This is a genomic window from Cupriavidus sp. MPR-AND1C (assembly GCF_058809705.1).
In genome coordinates this window covers 34,551-53,428 of record NZ_JBXASU010000026.1, presented here as the reverse complement: position 1 = coordinate 53,428, position 18,878 = coordinate 34,551, and the positions used below count along the sequence as shown (strand labels likewise).

Sequence of the window (18,878 nt, the reverse complement as noted above, 5' to 3'; positions counted from 1 at the left end):
ACAGTGAACCGGCACGCTCGCGTGCCCGCCCGGATTAAAAAAGCCATCTGTACCGAACGCCCACTTCGGTCAGCGGCGTGCCGCCATTGCGCGCCGCGGTTTCGTGCTGCACGTACATGGACAGGTGGTCGTTGCCGAACACCTTGCCGGCCACGCCCAGTTGCGCCCGGAAGTTCTGCCCGGCGCGGGTGTCGTGCAGCAGGCCGATTTCGGCAAACGGCCGCCACTTGTGCGTGTAGTCGTCGATCAGCTCGGTGCCGAAGCCGAACGTCACGCCGGCCTGGGTAAAGCCCTGGGGCATGTAGAAGCCCGGCGTGGCCTCGTCATCGGCAGGCACCAGCGTGGCCAGCTTGTTGCTGAGCGTGCCGCCGCGCGCGTTGTAGGTGGCATGGGTGCCGACCAGGCGCACCGTGTAGTCCGGGTACGCGGTGCGGATGCGGTAGCCCAGCTCCAGGTCGTACACCAGGCCGTGGCCCAGCTGCGAGCCGTCCTGGCCGCGGAAACGGTCGTACTCGATGCGAGCGCCGGCAAATTCGCGCAGGCTGAAGTTGTAGGTCGCGCCCAGGCCGAGCACATCCTTGACGCCGCCGACCCGCAGCGCCGCCGATTCGTCGGCGCTCTGGTTGAGGCCGGCCAGCGTGGTGAAGCTCAAGCGGCTGGTCTCGCGCCACTCACCGGTAAAGCGCGCGGTGGTCACGCTATCCAGGCCGTCGCGCCGGCCCACGCCGAGGCGCCAGCGCAGGTGCTGGTCGCGGTAGCCGAGCGACAGCTCGCCTCGCTTGTCGGACGAGGGCACGCCGGTGAGCTGGGTCTGGTCCACGCTGTGCTGGGTGCGCCAGGCGCCGCGCAGGTTGAGGTCGTAGCCATCCCACAGGCGCACGCCGCCAGCCAGGCTGTAGTCGAAGTAGCTCAGCGGGCTCTGGCGCTGGTACGTCACGCGTGGCTCGATGGCTTGCGCGTTGAACAGCAGCGCGTCCTGCAGGGTTTCCTGCAGGCTGTCGTCGGTGCGGGTGGTCTCCTGGGTTTCGTAGGCCAGCGTCTGCGCGGCGCCGAGCCGGTCGAGCTGCACGTTGGCTTCGATCTGGTTGTCCACCGGAATGCGGCCAGCCTGGCGCTCCAGCACACGGTCGAGTGCGGCCAGGTCCTGGTTGGCCAGCGCCAGCGTGATCTCGGCATACGCCGGGCGCAGCAACTGGCGGGCATATTGGCGGGCCAGCCAGGCACGCGCCAGTTCGTTGGATTCGTTCGACAGGGCCCAGGCCAGCGCCACTTCCTTGGCGGCGGACGAGACCACGGCCTGCTGGCGCGCTTCGCGTTGCGCCACGCCCGGCGGTGTCTTGGGATCGAGCGCCGGCAGGCCGGGAATCTCCCCCAGCCGCGACACCGGATTGGCAGGACCGGTCCAGTTCGCGGCATTGGTGCCAGCCATCACGGTGCGGTCGCCGCGCAGCATCTCGATCACCAGGCGCTGGGACACATCGCCCGAGGCAAAGATCTGCCCGAGCGCCACCGTCTGGCGCCGCAGCTCAGCCGGGGCGGGGCCGCCCTGGGCGTCCTCCTCCTCGGCGGCCGGATCCATGCTGCGGGGATCCGAGGCGCGGCGCCCGGCCGCGGACTGGTCCTTGTGCAGGTCGACCCAGGCCTGCCGACGCAGGCGCCACCCGGTGCTGGTCTGGCCGATGGCGTCGTAGGCATCGGCGGCAAGGCCCAGCCAGAGCGGATCGGCGCTCTTGCCGTCGGCCATCTTGCGCAGGTAATGCAGCGCGGTGCGGCCGTCCTGGAAGCGCATGCTGCCGGCGGCGAAGGCACCCCACAAATCCGGGTTGCCCTCGGCCTCGCCCTTCAGGCGCAGCATCATGGCGCGCACTTCGGTATCCGAGCCGAGATCGACCAGCGCCCACATCAGCGCGGCCAGCGTCTCGCTACCGGCGTCGGGCATGCTGGCGGCGCGGCGCAGGTCGGCCAGGGCCAGTTCGCGCTCGCCACGGGCGCGCTGGTACTCGGCGCGCATGGCCAGGAAGCGGCTGGATTGCTCGGCCTGCTTCAACTGGGCAGGGGTCATGCCCTGCAGCAACGTGGCAACGCGGCCGTAAGCACGGGCGCGGGTGTAGTAATTGATGGCAAGCTCGAGCGACACCAGCTTGCCGCCCTTGTGCCAGCTCGCTTGCGCAATGCGCCCGGCATCGATAGGCGAGCTATCGTAGAAGTCCATCAGGTTCGAGAAGTCCGATTCCTCGGTATCGCGCACTTCGGCCAGGCAGTCGTTGCGGCCTGCGCCGGGAGGCATGGCCATGCAGTGGTTGTCATGCGTCTCGGCCATGGCCAGCATCAGTTGCCGGTAGCCTTGCTCGAGCAGGTCGCTGCGCTGGTTCAGGCGCGCCAGCTCGGTCAGCGTGCGCCAGAATTCGATGTCGGTGGAACGCGCGGTGCGCATGGACGGCACCATGGCCTCAAGGGCTTCAACCAGCTTGCCGCGCACATAGAGGAGGTTGGCTTGCCTGAGCGCGTACTGCGGGCGCGGGCCAAAGCGCTGCTGCAGCTCGGTGTAAAGCGCGAAGGCACGGGCATCCTTGCCGGCGCGCTCGGCCAGCTCCGCCTGGCGCTCCATGATCGGGCGCGCGTTCGGGCCGTGGCTCAGGCTTTGCAGGAAGGCCAGGCCTTCCTCGGGCTCGCCCAGCCGTTCGTAGGTGGCGACCACCTGGTCGACGGTGGCGAGATCGCCCGTGCCGGCGCGGTGGCGCAGCGCGGCCAGGTAGGCGCGATCGTCGTTCAGGCCGGGCGCCAGGCGCAGCACGGCCTTCCAGGCGGTCTCGTCATTGCTGGCCTGGGCATATTCCAGCCAGCTCTTGAGCGCTACCGTGGGCTGGCGATTCCACTCGGCGACCTGGGCCAGGCGCTCGCGCCAGCGCGCCGCGCCGGGCTGGCGCCGCACGGCGGTCTCGGCTACGCGCTGCGCGTCGTCAAGCTTGCCGGCGGCCAGGAATACCTGGAACGCGAGTTCGTAGTCGTCGGCATTGAAGGCGCGCTCGGCCGCGGTGGGGGCGCCGGCAGGGGCGGCCACCGGCGCTGGTGCTGCCGAAGCTGCGGAGGCGGCGCGGGCTTGGCCCGCCGCCGCAGAAGCGGATGTGCCAGCGCCTGAGGTATCCGCCACGCGGCGCAGGCGGGGCATCGCAGCGTCGCCCATGGCGCGGCGCAAGGCCAGGCCACGCGGGCCGTCAAGGAAGATCACGCCCCGCGCGGCCCATGGCTCGGTGGCCGCCACGCGGCGCACTTCGGCGCGTTGCAGCGAGGCGCCTTCGGGCACGGGCTGCAAGCTCGGCGGCAGGCGCAGCAGCCGCTGCACATAGCGCGCGGCCTGCTCGGGGCGGTTGGCGGCCAGCGCCAGCTTGGTCAGGTAACGCAGGACTTCAGCGTTCTCCAGCAGCTTGCCGCCATGCTGCTCGGCCTGGGCCAGCGCTTTGTCAAGCGCGTTGCCGGACTGCAGCGTCTTGAGCGCGGCCAGGTAGAGGCGGCGCTGTTCGGCCGGATCGGTGGCGCGGGACTGCGCGGCAAACAGCGCGTCGGCCGCCTGCTGGTAGTCGCCGCCCGCGAGCGCCGCCGACGCAGCCTGCGCATTCCAAAGCGCCGCGCGGGCAGGGTCGCTCTTGGCCAGCGCCTGGTAGAACACCTGTGCCGGCTTGAGCGCGTTGATCGAGCGCGCGGTGGTGGCCAGCTCTTCCAGATCGGTGCGGTTCCACTTCATGGTCAACGCCTGGTCGAGCAGCCCGCCGAGCTTTTCGACGTAGTGCTCGCGCTCCGGGGTGTTCGGCAACGCCGCAAACGCGCGCTGCTGCGCGATCTCGATGCGGGTACGCAGGATCTGGCCGGACAGCTCGGCGTCGGCGGCGTTGGCGTTGCGCACCGGCCCTTGCGGGCTGGCCGCGGAACCAGCCGCAGAACTGGCCGCATAGCGCGCCTCCAGCCGGGACAGCATGGCCTCGGCCTCATCCAGCCGGCCCGTGCGCGCATATTGCTCGGCCAGCACCGCCGCGAAGCCGCTGTCGCCGGGCGTGGCGCGCCACCAGGCTTCCAGGTAGGCCATGCTGAGGCCGTCCACTGCCCGGCCTTCTCCCAGCAGGCGTTCGCGCAAGGTTTCGCGCGGGAACATCAGCGCCAGGCCGATCCCCACCATGGCGGTGAAGGTCAGCACGAACGCTGGCGGCAGGAGCCGCTCGCGCTCAGGCGGCGCAGGTGATTTCGACGCTTTGCTTGGCATTGTCGGGATTGGGAACGGGAGTGGTGTCGAAACGCAGCGTGCCGCGCTCCTGCACGCCCTGCACCGGCTTGCCATCGATGGCGATCCGGCAACGGTCCGCGCCGGCGAGGCGGAAGAATGGCTTGAAGTAGCCGCTGAAATCAAAACGGATGCGCTGTGCGCTGCCCTGGCCGGTGCGCTGCCAGTTGCGCACGAAGCCGCTGGCCTCGGCGATCTCGGGGCCGGAGGCAGCCGCGGCGCTAGCTGCGTTCGGGGCGCGCATCACGATGCGCGAGGCGCCATCGGCCAGGTGCACGTAGACACCGCCGCCGGGTGCCGGCGAGGTGCCGGTGACGCCTTGCGAGCCGGCCACGTCGGGCAGGTCCGCGCCGGTCCAGCGCACGTTGCGCAGGCTGGCGTCGCCGCGCACGATCCAGGAGGCCGGCTGCGTGGCGTCGCCACCCAGCTCGCGGGCCACCGCCATGCCTTGCCAGTCGATCACCTTGCGCACGTAGTCGGTGGCATGCACCGGCATCAGCGGCTGGCTCAGCACGTAGTCATAGACCTTGCGCAGTGCCTTGAGCGAGGCGGCCTTGGTGCCGGAATAGTTGTGATAGTAGATGTTGACCGACTTGAAGCGATACGGCCGGTCGGTCAGCTCGAAGGTTTCGATCACGCGCTCGAAGCCGTAGTACGGGCCATGCCAGAGGTTGGTGTAGACGTTCTCGTTCTGGTTCGGCGCGAAGATCTGGAAGGTGCCGTCGCCCTTGTTCACGCCGATCGGCGAAATCGCGGTCCAGGTCGGGTTGCTGCGCGTGATCAGCGTATCGCCGCCGTTCATGTTGAGCACGCCGGCCTGGTCGGTCAGCTTGATGGCCTCGGCAGGCGGCTGGCAGTCGCCCGACCACAGCAGCATGCTGACCGGCTTGCCGGGGGGCGCCAGGGTGCGGTTGATATAGTCGATCGAGCCGCCGATCTCGCGCTTCAGGTCCATCGTGTAGCCGGGAATCGCCAGGTGGAAGTCGTCGTCGCCTTCGGTGGCATTCTCCGAGTGCGTGCCGCCGGGCACCGTGCGGCCCCACTCGAAAGGATGCGAGAAGGTGTGGCTCGCCACCTCGACATAGGGCTGCGCGAAGATCTTGCGGGCAATCGGCTCGAGCTGCGCGGTCAGCTTGGGATACATGCCGTCGCTGGCGACTTCGCCCTGGATGATCGACATCGTCATCGGCAGGCGATAGCGGTCCCAGATCTCGCGAAACAGGACTTCACCGGAAAAACCGCCACCGGGAATCTCGGCACGGGAGGCAAAGCCGTCGCCGTCCACGTGCACGGTCAGCAGGCGACGTCCGTTTTCCGTCGTGACATCCGGCACCGGCATGGCCGGCAGGCGCAGCGCTTCGCGCAGGAAGGACAACGGCTGCACCACCCAGCGGTCCTGGTCGTTGGCGCTTTGCCGCACGGCGTAAGGCCCGAGTACGTAGCCGCCCCAGGGAGTGATCGCGGCAGCGTCATAGGTCAGCGTGCCCGAATTCAGGCGCAGCAGGGAGCGAAAGCCCGGGCCATCGCCCACCTGGACCGGCGCTGCCTGCGTGCGGTCCGGCGCCACAGGCATCTCGAAGCCCATCATCGGGTCCTTCGACACCACGTCCGCCTTGACGCCGATCTTGCCCTTGACCGATTTGAGCTGCAGGCTCGATGCCAGCGCTCCGTTCATGCGCGCGCCGAAATCGTTCAGGAACACCACCGGCACGCCCTGGTCGATATTGCGCTGCACCCAGCTGAAGAAACGCCCGGGCTGGTCGCGCACGTTGCCAGCCATCCAGATCACCACGCCAGCGTAGCGGTCCGGGCCGATCTCCGGCAGCGGCTGGCTGGCTTCGGCGAAGTCCACGCGATAGCCCAGGTAGTTCAGCGGCATGGAGACGAAGCGCACGCCGGCCGAGTCGTCGATCGAGACGCCCGGCTCGCGGTCCTGCACCACCAGCACCCGGCGCGGCATCACCTCGATGTTGCCGATCCCAACCGTCTGCAGGCCAGGGTCGGCCACGTAAGGGATGATGTCCAGCGCGCGGATCTGCGCGGCGGTATCGCGCGCGCACTTGCGCTCGGCGGCCGGGCAGTAATCGATCGAGATCACCGGCAAGTGGTACTGCTCGCGGATCGTTCGGGCCTGGCCGAGCAGCCAGTTGCGATCGGCCTCGCTTATTTCGGTGTAACGCTTGCCGCCCTGGTCCCAGCCGCGGTAAAGCGATTCAAACGCGACCGCGTACGCCAGTTGGTTGACCTGCGGCAGGATCTCGAAGCCGCGGTTGAAGATCAGCTTGGCCTCGGGATAGCGTGCCTTGATGGCCCGGATCACCGCCACCATGCCGGCCTCCTGGCGGGCGCGCTCGGCGTCCGTCCTGGCTTTGAGCTGGTAGGAGTCGAGCGTGTCGAGGAAGAAGCCGCGATAGCCGCGCTGCCACAGCGGGGCGATGACCTTTTCCACGAAGAAGGCGGGCCAGCCCTCGGCGGCCTGGTCGACCACGCGAGCGCCCCAGGCGTCGTTGTTGCCGATCAGCCAGGCCTTGGGAATGTCTTTCAGGTAGGCGCGCGACGGTGCGACCTCGCCAATGCTGACGTAGGAGAACCATTGCGTATTGGGCGTGGCTGCGGTGCGCGGATCGAAGCCGCTGTCGGGCTCGACCACGGCGACATCAAACGCCTGCAGAGCGTCCACCGGCGGCTTGCTGCCGTAGTGGAAGGCGATGTTCGGTGCGCGCGAGCCGGTGGTGGCCAGTGCCTGCGCCTGCGCCTGCGCCGGGCATAGCCAGGCTGCAAACACGGCCAGCAGTGCGCCAAGCCATGCTCTTGTCATCGGCACGCCCCGGCTTGCCTGACGCAGGCCTGCCACGCGGCGCGCGACACCGTCCAATCGCAACAAATTCACTTGCTGACCCCTATTTTTTTTCATATTTTTATAATCCCGGAAGAGCTCGCTTGGCTTGCCTCCAACATGCTGGTCGCGCTTGATGGCGCCAGACGATGCATTCCCGGTATGGCTGATTCCATCCACTTCCACCTGCGCCGCCCGATCTCTCAGGCAGTCCCCCGCAGGCCAAGCTCAAAGTGCGCATTTAAGCACTATCGGCGAGAATTCTGAAGCATGCGCGTCATCGTGCCTATAAGCATTTAGGACTAGGAAACATGCACTAGTGCCAATGCATGCCCGTGTCACAGAAGCTGGTTAGCGCCAACGCCCGGGTTTCGAACGCGGCGAAGGCGCCGATGGCACCCGCCGGACCTGGCGGCGCCAGGGGCTTCGGTGCCTGGCAAGCTGATTGTTGTCTCGGCACTTTCCGCATTTTTGTAGTTTTCCGAATCGACAAAGTATCACAGTACGTGGCGCAAACTCGACACTGTCGTGCTCTGAGGATACGAAAACAAGGAATCGCGCAATGGCTGGGGCCGGAATACAACGGTCCGCGGCGACCCGCGCTGCGAGCAAAGCGAATGGTAGATCACGCGCTTTGAGTCCAATGTCAACAATTGTCACGCGCCGCGAATACGGGGCACTTCCAGCGCGGCGCTGTGTAGAATTTTCTCAAACAAAAAACATCTTCACCTCGGCAGGAACGGACCCGGACAAGCACCGGCCGGACGCCGCATTCGGGAATGTCGCAAGTCACGCGCTGGCTCACGCGCTGGCTCACGCACGGGCTCCACGCAGTACGCAATACGCAATACGTGCGAACCCACCTTCGAAGGCAAACTCCCGCGCGGCGATGCTGCGCCGAACTCGATGGGAATCTCATGCAGTCAGATGAGGGCACTGCCGTGATGGCACTGCTTGTCCTGTTCACCGCCACGCAAATCATCCTCGCGGCCCTGATGCTGGCTTTGCGCCATAGCGCCGTGGGCCGCGCATGGGTCGCCGGCCAGGTGCTGGCCTGCGCCGCGGGCCTGTTGGTGATCGACGCGCGCGGCGGGCCCGCCTGGTTCCTGCTGGCGGCGCCCGCCCTGAGCGTGGCCGCCCAGTTGCTGACCCATCGCGGCGTATCACTGACCGGTGACCGCCCTTCGGCACCCGCGCCGCTCACTGCCGGCGTGCTTGCCATCTCTGCCGTGCTGGCCGCCGCTGTGCTAGGCAGCGGCAGCCGCCTGGCCGAAGTCACCGGCTACGTGGTGGCAGCCATCACCGCCGGCTTCACCCTGGCCTGCCTGCTGCAGCGCCGGCTCGCGCTGACCCGCCGCAGCCGCCCGCTGGTGCTTGCCGCTTGCAGCGTGCAACTGCTGGCGCAATGCTGCGGGCTGTATGCGGTGCTGGAAGCCGGCGCCCCGGTGCCGGCCCTGAGTGCCGAGGCCTTGCTCCAGCTGCGCCTGCTGCCCGCCCTTGTTGCGATCCTCGCGGGCCTGGCGGGCTTCACCTTGATGACCATGGAAGCCATGCTGGCCAAACAGGAGAAGCAGGCACGCCTCGATGCATTGACGGGGCTGCTGAACCGCGGTGCCATGGATGGCGCGGCGATGGTGCTGGCCGCGGAATTCAACCGCCACGGCCATCCGCTGAGCTGCCTGGTGATCGACATCGACCGCTTCAAGTACATCAACGATAGCAGTGGCCACCGCGCCGGCGACCGCGTCCTGCAGCAGATCGGCCGCGTCCTGCAGGAAGCGCACCGCAGCGCGGACCTCGCGGGCCGCTACGGTGGTGAGGAGTTCTGCGTGCTTTGCCCGCATACCACCGAAGCCGATGCCCTCCTGCTGGCCAACCGCATCCTGCGTGGTATCCGCGCCATCGCATTGCCAAACGAGCTTGGTGGATTCGCCAGCGCCAGCATCGGCGTTGCGCAGACCCGCGAGCGCGAGGACGGTGGGGCCGCCACCTGGGACAAACTGTTTGGCAGCGCGGACCGCGCCTTGTATGAAGCCAAGCGGCGTGGCCGGGGCCGGGTCGTGCTCGCCTCCGAGCTGGAAGCGCTGCCGGCGCGCTGCCTGCCCGCACGCGCCAAGGCCTGCCACTAGGCGTTGGCGTACGCCAATATGACGGGGAAATCGCATCGTCGACGCGCCGCCCGCTAGAATCCTCCAGTGCATGCTTGTCCGGACCCGTTTGCCAGTCCGGTTCGAAACCATCCCTGGAGATACTGAATGAAGGCCGACAACATCCTGCAGACCATTGGCAATACGCCCCATATCCGGGTTCAGCGGCTCTTTGGCGATACCCATCAGGTCTGGATCAAGTCCGAGCGCGCCAACCCGGGAGGCTCCATCAAGGACCGCATTGCGCTGTCGATGGTCGAGGCGGCCGAGCAATCCGGCGTGCTCAAGCCGGGCGGCACCATCATCGAGCCCACCTCGGGCAATACCGGGATCGGCCTGGCCATGGTGGCGGCGGTCAAGGGCTACAAGCTGGTGCTGGTGATGCCGGACAGCATGTCGGTGGAACGCCGCCGCCTGATGCTGGCCTATGGCGCCACCTTTGACCTGACCCCGCGCGAAAAGGGCATGAAGGGCGCCATTGCCCGCGCCGAAGAACTGGTGGCGGCCACGCCGGGCGCCTGGATGCCGCAGCAATTCGAGAATCCCGCCAATATCGAGGCCCACGTCAACACCACCGCGCTCGAAATCCTGGCGGACTTCCCGCAGGGCATCGACGCCCTGGTCACCGGCGTGGGCACGGGCGGGCATATCACCGGCTGCGCCCGCGTGCTCAAGCAGAAGTGGCCCGCGCTGAAGGTCTACGCCGTCGAGCCGGTCGCCTCGCCGGTCATTTCCGGCGGCGCGCCCGCGCCACACCCGATCCAGGGCATAGGCGCCGGCTTCATCCCTCGCAACCTGGATACCGCCCTGCTCGATGGCGTGATCCAGGTCGACGCCGAGCCGGCACGCGAAATGGCGCGCCGCGCCGCGCGCGAGGAGGGCATGCTGGTCGGCATTTCGTCGGGTGCCACCCTGGCCGCGATCGCACAAAAACTGCCGGATCTGCCGGCCGGCGCCACCGTGCTGGGCTTCAACTACGACACCGGCGAGCGCTATCTCACCGTGGAAGGCTTCCTGCCCGCCTGAGGCCACGCAGCATTGCTGGATTCTCTTCGGGCGGCGAAGCTCGCCGTGGACCATACTGGAGATTGACAGGCGCCGGCGCAAGCATGCGTCGGCGGCCGAATCCGCCTGGATGGCGCGCCAGCGGCCCCGCCGCCCGGCGCGGCAGGGCTTGCCATGACGTTGACACAGGCATTGACACGAGGACAAGGAGCTGAGATGAGCATCCCGAGTTATGAAGTCGCCCGACTGGCGTCCCTGGCGGTGCGGCTTGCGCTATCTTCCGGTCTGTCGCACGAAGAGATGCAGGCTGCGCTCAGCCTCGCGGCCACCATGATCGAGCAGGATGAAGGCGCAACGCCCGAAAACACGGCGGCGGCAGAGGTGCCGCACGCCAAGGTGACACGCACGATCCACTAAAGGCGCGCGGCGCGCTCCCTCAACCCAGCAAACCCGCCCAATACAGCTCCGCCGCCGCCAGCACTGCCCGCATCTGGGTGGTGTGCGCCAGGCGAAACGCATCGCCATAAACCGTCTGGTCCGGAAATTCGGTGACCAGCGTGAACGGCACCGTTGACCGGGAATCCTCGAAGATCATGCAGGGAATGCCGTTTAGCACCGGGAACGGCACCTCGCCGGCGTGGTTGCCCCAGGTCGCCAGCTGGCGGGCGTTGAACGCAGCCAGATCCGGCGAAGCCGCCAGTTGCGCAGTCAGCGCCTGCATGAACGCCATGCCATTGCGCCCGGCGTGGTGGCGCAGGATCAGGAAAAAGCCCTTGGGAATGGTCCAGGTCTCGAAGCCCGGCGGCACGTAGCCGGTGAGTGGCCGCGTCCATTCGTGGGCGGGGTAGCCGTGCAGGCTCATGTGCAACCCGGCGCCAGTGCGCTCGATGGCTTCCAGCCGGGCCGCTTTTTCCACGAAGGGCGGCGCCGTACGTGCCTCCAGGTCATCGCCCAGCGCGGTGTAACGCGCGGCATGCGACATATGGCGCGGATTGTCCTCGCGCAACTGCACATGCAAGGCCGCGCCGTCCGGGTTCTCCAAGGCAATCAGGGCAAAGTGCGCATGCGGCCGCTGCTTGAGCGCATGCGCCGCGCGCAGCGCCCCCACCACGCCGGACGTTTCGTTGGCATGCTGGCCACCGGAAATCACCAGCCCGGGCAGCGAACCTTCGATGTGGGTGCCGTGGACCATGCGCCCCTGCGTGGAAAGCACGCTGAAGCGCTTGCCGCCCAACGCCTGCATCTCGATGGCTACCGCCTCTGGCGTCAGGGGCTGCGAGAGCCCGGCAAGCGCACTCGGGGACAGCGGGGCCGCAGCCGCGTCAGCCGGCGTCACTGCCGCGACATGCGGGTGCGGCAGCAATGCCACCCGCACCCGCGTGGCCCCCTGCGCGTGGCGGACCTCGGGCACGATCTGGCCGGGCTGCAAGGTGCGATCGCCACGCGGCAAGCCGGCGCGATCCTGGAAGAACTCCAGAATGGAGAAATACAGGTCCTCGTGCAGGGCCTCGCGCGTGCTGATGCATTCGTCCTGATAGGACAGCCAGCGCTCGATGCCACCCGTGTCGATGGCGATGCGAAGCACATCGAAATAGGGTCCCTGCCGGCCCCAGGCATGGCCGCGGATCGCATCCATGGCGGCGGCGAATGCCAGTTCGTACTCGGTGGCGAGCGGGCCGTCCTCCAGCACGGCGCCATCGCGCGACAGACGCAGCCACCCGCACGGCGCGCCGGAGGCCGCGAGCGGCACGAACACGCGGTGGGCAATGCCATCCAGCCCGACGACGTAGTGGCGTTCGTCGTCGCCTTCGCTCAGGCGAAGGCTGCCTTGCGGCAGCATGCCGGCAAGCGGATAGGCTTCAAGCCGGAAGCGCTGCGACTGTCCCGCCGTTGTGGCCGCGGGCAGGCGCACGGAAATCTCGCCCGCGGCGGCGAGGCGGCCGCCATCGTGTTCCAGCGCCAACGCGTCGAGGAAGAAATGCAGCAGTGGCTTGTAAGCGCTGTGGATCGCCGCCTGCACGCCGGCGGCGGCAAGCCGCTGTTCGGCCGCGCGGCGCGTGGCGACGTCGTCGAAGACCCAGGCTTGCACCTGTACGCCGGGCATCGCCGCAACGCGCTCAACCAGGGTATCCAGTGTGTGCGGGATGGAGGTATCGAGCAGGATCGTCATGGCTGGCCTTGGCGCCGCGCGCGGCGCGATGGGTGTCGGATCCGGCATTATAGGCAGGCTCCCGATTGCCCGCGCGAACGCCCCCGGCTGCCCGGGAAGGCACCTTCCCGGGCGCTTGCCTCGCGCGCTCCAGTCGTGGCGCCAGACGGCAAAGGCGTTCGCAGGCGATGCCGGGCCGCAGCACATTTGCTCGTGCACATTTTCTTACAACCCGGACATACATTGACGTCACAGGATCGCTAAGCTGCCCCCCTTGAGCAAGCCTTGTCTTGCCACTCCAAGGAAAGTACGCATGAGCCGCTCCCTTTCTCACGCAACCCGACTTCCTGCCGCGCACGCGCGGCGGCCCCGATGAAGTGGTCCACCATCGTGCTGGTGCTGCTCGGCTGGCTGGGTGGCTGTGCCGCCATCGGTTGGCTGCTGATGGCCTGCTCGGGCATGTTGTCCCAGTAAGCCACGCTGGCGCACGGGCGGGCATCGCACCGCTCGGCCATCGATTGCCCAAGCCATCGGAGCATCAACCACGCGCCATTTCGTAACGGGGTATTTCATCGGCGCAGCCGGATACGGCCGCGCGCCCCGACCATCACTGGCCCATTTCCGCCATTTTCCAGGCAAGGAGAGACCATGTACGATCACGCCGCCCAGCCGCGCGAGAACCACGGCACCTTCACCGCAAGCGCCATGCAAGACACGCCATCACCGCGCACAAGCCCCGCGCGCCACGCTCGCGCCGCGCAGGCCAACGTCACCGCTGGCGACGTACTGATGTCGGATATCGGCCCGCTCAAGCTGTGCCGCCATTGCGCAGAGCACTGGCCGGCCGACGGCGAGTTCTTCGCGCGGGACACGCGCCGCCAGGACGGGCTTGAACACATCTGCAAGGCGTGCCGCAAGGAACAGCGCGCGGGCCGTTGAAGCGCTTCGACATGTATGGAATGTGAAGGCTGTCGCGCGCGGACGGCGCGCTCGGACGCGTCGCCGCGCACGCTGGAAAATATCGCAAATCCAGCAAAAATCCAGTCAAAAACCTAGGGTTTCCCCCAACATCACCGGGATATTCCTGCACATTCCGCACCGGATATGGATGTTCGTTTTGTCCTGTTGATGGTTCGTTCCGTCTATTCCCTCCCGTCCCTGGCGCCGCTATTGTTACGTTCAATGGTTACGTTCAATAACAGCCCCCACCCCGCACCAGGAGACACACGATGCGCACACAAGTCGCCATCATCGGCGCCGGCCCCGCCGGCTTGCTGCTAGGGCAACTGCTCGCCAAGGCGGGCATCGATGCGGTTATCGTCGAGCAACGCAGCCCCGACTACATCCTCGGCCGTATCCGCGCCGGCATCCTTGAAAGCGTGACCGCCGATGCGCTGGAGCGCGCTGGCGTGGCGCAGCGCCTGCAGCACGACGGCCTGGTTCACCATGGCATCGAACTGTCCTATGGCGGCGAGCGCCACCGCATCGACTTCCACGCGCTGATCGGCCGCTCGGTCACGGTCTACGGCCAGACTGAGGTCACGCGCGACCTGATGGCCGCCCGGCAAGCCGGCAATGCCGTCACCATCTACGACGCGCAAGACGTCAGCGTGCACGACTTCGATACGGCCACGCCCATGGTGCGGTATCGCAAGGGCGGCCAGCAGTACGAACTGCGCTGCGATTTCATCGCTGGCTGCGACGGCTTTCATGGCGTCACGCGGCGCAGCGTGCCCGAGCCGTCCAGGCGCATCTTCGAGCGGGTCTATCCCTTTGGCTGGCTCGGCGTGCTCGCCGACACGCCGCCGGTGGCCAATGAACTCATTTACGCCAGCCACGAGCGCGGCTTCGCGCTGTGCAGCATGCGCTCGCTCACGCGCAGCCGCTATTACGTGCAGGTGAGCGCCGACGAACGGGTCGAGGACTGGTCCGATCAACGCTTCTGGGACGAACTGCGCAGCCGGCTCGATACTAGCGCCGCCGAGGCGCTGGTGACGGGCGCGAGCATCGAAAAAAGCATCGCGCCGCTGCGCAGCTTTGTGTGCGAGCCGATGCGCTTCGGCAACCTGTTCCTGGCGGGCGACGCCGCGCATATCGTGCCGCCAACCGGCGCCAAGGGCCTGAACCTGGCCGCCAGCGATGTCCTCTACCTGGCCGACGGCCTGATCGCGCGCTACCTGCGCGACGATGCCAGCGAGCTGGACGCGTACTCGCAGAAATGCCTGCGCCGGGTCTGGAAGGCGGAGCGCTTCTCGTGGTGGATGACATCGCTCCTGCATCGCTTCCCCGATGCCGATGACTTCGCGCTGCGCATCCAGCAGGCCGAACTGGATTACCTCGCTGGCTCGCGCGCCGCCCAGATGTCGCTGGCGGAGAACTACGTCGGCCTGCCGTATTGAATGCGCTGAATACGCGCGCGGCCACGCGGCAAGCCTTGAAACACCAGGAAAACCAGAGCATTCGCCGCCAACGAGCGGCATAGCAGGAGACCCGCACCATGACGCCCCCAAACAGCGGCCAGCCGGCCGCATCCCCTGACCGTGCGCGCCGTCCCGGCACCAGCATCGACGTCCAGCAGTTCATCGACAGCCAGCCGTTCTCGCGCTTCCAGTGGATCATCCTGATCCTTTGCTTCCTGATTGTCGCGGCCGATGGCTTCGACACCGCGGCGATCGGCTTTATCGCGCCAATGCTGGCCAAGGAATGGGGCGTCAGCCGCGCCCATCTCGGGCCGGTGATGAGCGCGGCCTTGTTCGGCCTGGCTGCCGGCGCGCTGGTGGCAGGGCCGCTGGCCGACCGCTTTGGCCGCAAGGGCGTGCTGGTCGGCTCGGTGCTGTGCTTCGGCGGCTGGAGCGTGGCCTCGGCCTTCGCGAGCTCGCTCGAAGCGCTCACGGTGCTGCGTTTCCTGACTGGCCTCGGCCTGGGCGCAGCCATGCCGAACGCGGTCACGCTGATGTCGGAGTACGCGCCCACGCGGCGCCGCTCGCTGGCGGTCAACGCCATGTTCTGCGGCTTTACGCTGGGCTCCTCGGCCGGCGGCTTTGCCGCAGCCTGGCTGATTCCGCACTATGGCTGGCATTCGGTGCTGCTGGTGGGCGGCGTGGCGCCGCTGCTGCTGGCCGTGCTGCTGATCCTTTTCCTGCCGGAGTCCGTGCGTTTCCTGGTGGCGCGCAAGGCCCCGGACGCGCGCATCGCCGCCGCGTTGTCCAAGGTCCACCCGGGCGTACTGCGCGCAGACGAGCGCTTTCATGTGCAAGAGGCCGCGCCCACCGGCGCTTCCTCGCTGCGCACCATCCTGATGCCGCAGTTCCGCAGCGGCACCGTGTTGCTGTGGACCACGTACTTCATGGGACTGCTGATCTTCTACCTGCTGACAAGCTGGCTGCCGACGCTGTTCGCCGACGCGGGCTACCCGATCGAGAAGGCCGCGCTCATCACCGCCCTGTTCCCGCTGGGCGGTGGCATCGGTACGCTGACCGTGGGCTGGCTGATGGACCGCGGCCATCCGTGGCGCATCGTGGCCGGCACCTACGCGCTGACTGGCGCGCTGGTCTATGCGGTGGGCCACGGCGCCGGGGATGTGTTCCTGCTCGGCGTGCTGGTGTTTGCCGCCGGCACCTGCATGAACGGCGCGCAATCCTCCATGCCTACGCTGGCCGCCGGCTTCTATCCCACGCAATGCCGGGCCACGGGCGTGGCCTGGATGCTGGGCATTGGACGCTTTGGCGGCATCGCCGGCGCGCTGCTGGGCGCGCAGATCCTGGGATTGGGATGGAGCTTTGGCAAGATATTCGGCCTGCTCTCGCTGCCCGCCTTTGTTGCGACCGCCGCGCTGCTGATCGCCTCGGCACGGCCACGCGCCGCTGTGCGGCCTGCCGTTGGCCAGCACGATGCCGCGCACTGATCGCCGCGCCACCCCTCAAACCATCGATCCAGCGTCGCCATGAGTGCCTGGGTAACCCGGTTGCGTCCATCCTTCATTGGGATGGTGTACCGGCGCGATTGGTTCGCTGGCCCACACACCCTGTGTTGCTACAGGCAGGAAGCGGCACCGCCCGCTTTGCCTGCCGTGCGGCCTGCGCCTACCATGCTAGCAAAGGTAAGCCCGGCTACAGGGCGGCTGTACCAGAGAGAAATCGTGGTGAGGCGGGGACATTTTGGCGAATTACCTGGAAGAGTACTGCGCGCGCATCCGGCGCGCGACGGCGGCAGCCGTGATCGACAAACCTGTGCTGGTGGCTCGCGATGGCATCTACGCGATGTGCTACGTGCCGTTCGAGCACAGCCATGAGCGCGCGCGGCTGGCATTGGTAAGCACCACGCCCGGGCACACCCACGTGCAGCTGGCGGCGGAGCTGACCGAGAGCCTGCTGCAGCGGCATGCGCCCGGGCGCACCATCCAGCGCGAGAACAAACGGCGCGTGGAACTCGGCGGCCCGCTCGTGCGGCCCAACCTGATTCGCATGCTGGATCACTTCGGCATCGCGCAACTGGTCGGCCTGCCCGGCGCCGCGGCGCTGTGGGACGAAGGCTTCGAGCGGCTGCAGCCGCTGGCCTTGCTGCCCTATGCCACCACGCGGCGCGGCCTGGCCTTCGATGGCGACCTGGAAGAACTGCTGGCGGTGCCGATGCTGCGCAGGGTGTTCGAGAACCTGTTCCTCGGCGCGCTCGGGCAGATGGATGACCAGACGCTCTACCTGGCGCTGGGGCGTACCGCGTGGTCCGCGCTGGGCCATGCCGCTGACCGTGGCCTGCTGCAGCGCCGGCAACTGCTGGGCATGATGCCCGTGCCCGCGCGCGCGGGCAGCATGGTGAAGTACTTCCTGCGCGAGGTCAGCGTCGATGCACTCTCCCCGCGAGACCCCGTGCGCCATCGCACCGCATGGCTCGACGCCGCGCATGACGAACTGGTGGCGGCAGTGCGCCGGCAAAGCCGGCATGACGCGGGCGCGAGCCAGCCGGGCACGGCGGCGACCTGCCTGGAGGCTTGAAGCCGGCCGCCGGCCACCTCTCGATATGCCGAAATCATCACCCCACGTCGGTGGGGTTCATGTCGCACTTTGGCGCGCCGTTAGTCTTCTGTGAGGGAATTGCCTCCCTCGACATTCCCGATCGGCGGCCCCTTGTGGCCGCCTCTTTTTTTGTGCGCTCGCTCAGGCGCTCAGACCCGCAGGTGCCAGGCCCGCAGGTACTGGAACAAGTCCAGCCCATGCGTGCCGTGGAACCACACGTGCCGCGACAACGCCAGTGCGCCCATCCACGAAGCCGCGACCACCAGCAGGTCGCAGCGTCCGCTCTTCCACCAGTTCAGCGAATGCCGCCCGAGAATCCAGGGCACGCCGAGTGGGTTGGGCCAATCGGCCAGCAAGTGCATCAGCCCGCCACAGGCAAACCCGAACGCCGGCGCGGCCAGCGCATGCGCGCCCAGGGCGCGGTGCGCGAACACCAGCAGCGCCAGCCAGGCGATGCCCCAGTGCGTCCAGGTACGGTGTGTGATCCACAGCCGGCGGGATCCGGACCACCAGGCGACCTCCAGCCAGTCAGGCGCGCCGCCGCCGGCCACGCCCCCAAAAAAAGCAAGCACCGCGGCCATGTGATACGGGCCGCCGGCACCGGACTTGGCGACTACCGCGGCGGCGGCGAGGCCTGCCGCCCATCCGGTGGCATGGTGTGCTTTGCTGGAAGCCATTACGTTGATGCGCCCATCCGGGGCCATGAAATGAAGGGGCGCAATGGTGGCAGATCGCACCGCAAAAGAACAGCGCTCGGAGCCCGGGTTCGGCTTGCACGTATCCACCGCGCGCACTAAGTTGGAAGCTGCTTGCGGCAAACGCGCCGCGCACCTTGGGAGCGGGTCATGAGATCGCAAACTGCCCGGCAGGCCCGCGCAATCCTGGCGGCATCCCTGTGGCTAGCCGCGGCGGCACATGGCCAGCCGGTGGAATCCGGGCCGCTCACCATCGGCGGCTCGCTGGTGGTGGAAGGCCCCCTCACCGTTCATGGCACGCTGACCGTGGACGGCAGTGTCCTTGCGCACGGCCCGCTGACCGCAGCCTGGTTTGCCAATCGCCCACCGGTTTATGGACAGCCGCCTGGCGCAGGGCGGCAAAAGGTGTTTCACGGCCCGCTCACCGTGCACGGACCCTTGGTGGTGGAAGGCAACATGCTGGTCAACGGGCCGGTCAACGTCGATGGGCCGCTTAGCGCGGGCGGCAGCATCGACGCCGACGGCCCCATGCGCGAGCGGCGGCGCCAATGACGTGAGAGTCAACGCGAAACGCAGGCGATCCCGCATGGACAGCATCGCGGCCCTGCCCCTGTCCCTGTCCTGGCAAATATGGCTAGGCGATGCGCGCCGTTTGACGATTTGCGAGGGAGAATAAACAGGGGCTTCCCATCGCAAAAAAAGGGCGCTATAATCGCGCCCCTCGCGACACGAAATGCAAATGACGTAGCGAGCAAGTCTAA

General features: G+C 67.6%; 12 protein-coding genes. 8 read left to right on the top strand and 4 right to left on the bottom strand.

The features are described from left to right. Window positions 1–34: 34 nt before the first annotated feature. Together AC1RWI_RS16300 and AC1RWI_RS16295 are read right to left on the bottom strand one after the other, a co-directional pair. Window positions 35–4,255, bottom strand: coding sequence for a tetratricopeptide repeat protein (locus AC1RWI_RS16300; RefSeq protein ID WP_492867461.1), 4,221 nt, complete (start codon window positions 4,253–4,255; stop codon window positions 35–37). Further along, window positions 4,218–7,091 (bottom strand): bifunctional glycoside hydrolase/polysaccharide deacetylase family protein, encoded by a 2,874-nt coding sequence (locus tag AC1RWI_RS16295; protein ID WP_492867459.1) that lies wholly within the window; start codon window positions 7,089–7,091, stop codon window positions 4,218–4,220. Before AC1RWI_RS16295 ends, AC1RWI_RS16300 begins: the two co-directional genes overlap by 38 nt. Before the next feature lie 935 nt (window positions 7,092–8,026). On the opposite strand from AC1RWI_RS16295, the gene AC1RWI_RS16290 reads away from it, so the two are divergent. From AC1RWI_RS16290 to AC1RWI_RS16280, 3 genes are all read left to right on the top strand, one after another. Then, window positions 8,027–9,238 carry a GGDEF domain-containing protein gene (locus tag AC1RWI_RS16290; RefSeq protein ID WP_492867457.1) on the top strand — a complete coding sequence of 404 codons (1,212 nt, stop codon included), beginning with the start codon at window positions 8,027–8,029 and terminating at the stop codon, window positions 9,236–9,238. A 126-nt stretch (window positions 9,239–9,364) separates the two neighbouring features. Next, complete coding sequence (gene cysK / locus AC1RWI_RS16285) at window positions 9,365–10,282, top strand: cysteine synthase A (RefSeq protein WP_043352998.1); 918 nt, start codon at window positions 9,365–9,367, stop codon at window positions 10,280–10,282. A 195-nt stretch (window positions 10,283–10,477) separates the two neighbouring features. Continuing rightward, window positions 10,478–10,678, top strand: a complete 201-nt coding sequence (locus AC1RWI_RS16280) for a hypothetical protein (RefSeq protein WP_043352996.1) — start codon at window positions 10,478–10,480, stop codon at window positions 10,676–10,678. Between the two features lie 19 nt (window positions 10,679–10,697). Here AC1RWI_RS16280 and AC1RWI_RS16275 read toward each other — a convergent pair whose 3' ends face one another. Beyond that, window positions 10,698–12,431, bottom strand: coding sequence for a M14 family metallopeptidase (locus AC1RWI_RS16275; RefSeq protein WP_492867454.1), 1,734 nt, complete (start codon window positions 12,429–12,431; stop codon window positions 10,698–10,700). Between the two features lie 627 nt (window positions 12,432–13,058). Here AC1RWI_RS16275 and AC1RWI_RS16270 point away from each other — a divergent pair. From AC1RWI_RS16270 to AC1RWI_RS16255, 4 genes are all read left to right on the top strand, one after another. Continuing rightward, window positions 13,059–13,349, top strand: a complete 291-nt coding sequence (locus AC1RWI_RS16270) for a hypothetical protein (protein WP_043352991.1) — start codon at window positions 13,059–13,061, stop codon at window positions 13,347–13,349. Between the two features lie 290 nt (window positions 13,350–13,639). Further along, entirely contained in the window at window positions 13,640–14,809 is a 1,170-nt protein-coding gene (pobA, locus tag AC1RWI_RS16265; RefSeq protein WP_043352988.1) for a 4-hydroxybenzoate 3-monooxygenase, read from the top strand. A 98-nt stretch (window positions 14,810–14,907) separates the two neighbouring features. Further along, on the top strand, window positions 14,908–16,314 hold the full coding sequence (locus AC1RWI_RS16260; RefSeq protein WP_052494852.1) for an MFS transporter: 1,407 nt from the start codon (window positions 14,908–14,910) through the stop codon (window positions 16,312–16,314). 253 nt (window positions 16,315–16,567) lie between these two features. After that, entirely contained in the window at window positions 16,568–17,401 is an 834-nt protein-coding gene (locus AC1RWI_RS16255; RefSeq protein WP_492867450.1) for a hypothetical protein, read from the top strand. A 170-nt stretch (window positions 17,402–17,571) separates the two neighbouring features. Here AC1RWI_RS16255 and AC1RWI_RS16250 read toward each other — a convergent pair whose 3' ends face one another. Continuing rightward, window positions 17,572–18,099 (bottom strand): metal-dependent hydrolase, encoded by a 528-nt coding sequence (locus tag AC1RWI_RS16250; protein ID WP_492867448.1) that lies wholly within the window; start codon window positions 18,097–18,099, stop codon window positions 17,572–17,574. Window positions 18,100–18,267: 168 nt separating this feature from the next. Between AC1RWI_RS16250 and AC1RWI_RS16245 the strand changes: the two genes are divergently transcribed. Continuing rightward, entirely contained in the window at window positions 18,268–18,669 is a 402-nt protein-coding gene (locus tag AC1RWI_RS16245) for a hypothetical protein (protein WP_043352981.1), read from the top strand. Window positions 18,670–18,878: the final 209 nt, after the last annotated feature.

Bases quoted from the DNA above. Each gene is read 5' to 3' on its own strand.
- AC1RWI_RS16300 (WP_492867461.1), bottom strand. From the start codon at position 4,255: ATGCCAAGCAAAGCGTCGAAATCACCTGCGCCGCCTGAGCGCGAGCGG.
- AC1RWI_RS16295 (WP_492867459.1), bottom strand. From the start codon at position 7,091: ATGACAAGAGCATGGCTTGGCGCACTGCTGGCCGTGTTTGCAGCCTGG.
- AC1RWI_RS16290 (WP_492867457.1), top strand. From the start codon at position 8,027: ATGCAGTCAGATGAGGGCACTGCCGTGATGGCACTGCTTGTCCTGTTC.
- cysK (WP_043352998.1), top strand. From the start codon at position 9,365: ATGAAGGCCGACAACATCCTGCAGACCATTGGCAATACGCCCCATATC.
- AC1RWI_RS16280 (WP_043352996.1), top strand. From the start codon at position 10,478: ATGAGCATCCCGAGTTATGAAGTCGCCCGACTGGCGTCCCTGGCGGTG.
- AC1RWI_RS16275 (WP_492867454.1), bottom strand. From the start codon at position 12,431: ATGACGATCCTGCTCGATACCTCCATCCCGCACACACTGGATACCCTG.
- AC1RWI_RS16270 (WP_043352991.1), top strand. From the start codon at position 13,059: ATGTACGATCACGCCGCCCAGCCGCGCGAGAACCACGGCACCTTCACC.
- pobA (WP_043352988.1), top strand. From the start codon at position 13,640: ATGCGCACACAAGTCGCCATCATCGGCGCCGGCCCCGCCGGCTTGCTG.
- AC1RWI_RS16260 (WP_052494852.1), top strand. From the start codon at position 14,908: ATGACGCCCCCAAACAGCGGCCAGCCGGCCGCATCCCCTGACCGTGCG.
- AC1RWI_RS16250 (WP_492867448.1), bottom strand. From the start codon at position 18,099: ATGGCTTCCAGCAAAGCACACCATGCCACCGGATGGGCGGCAGGCCTC.
- AC1RWI_RS16245 (WP_043352981.1), top strand. From the start codon at position 18,268: ATGAGATCGCAAACTGCCCGGCAGGCCCGCGCAATCCTGGCGGCATCC.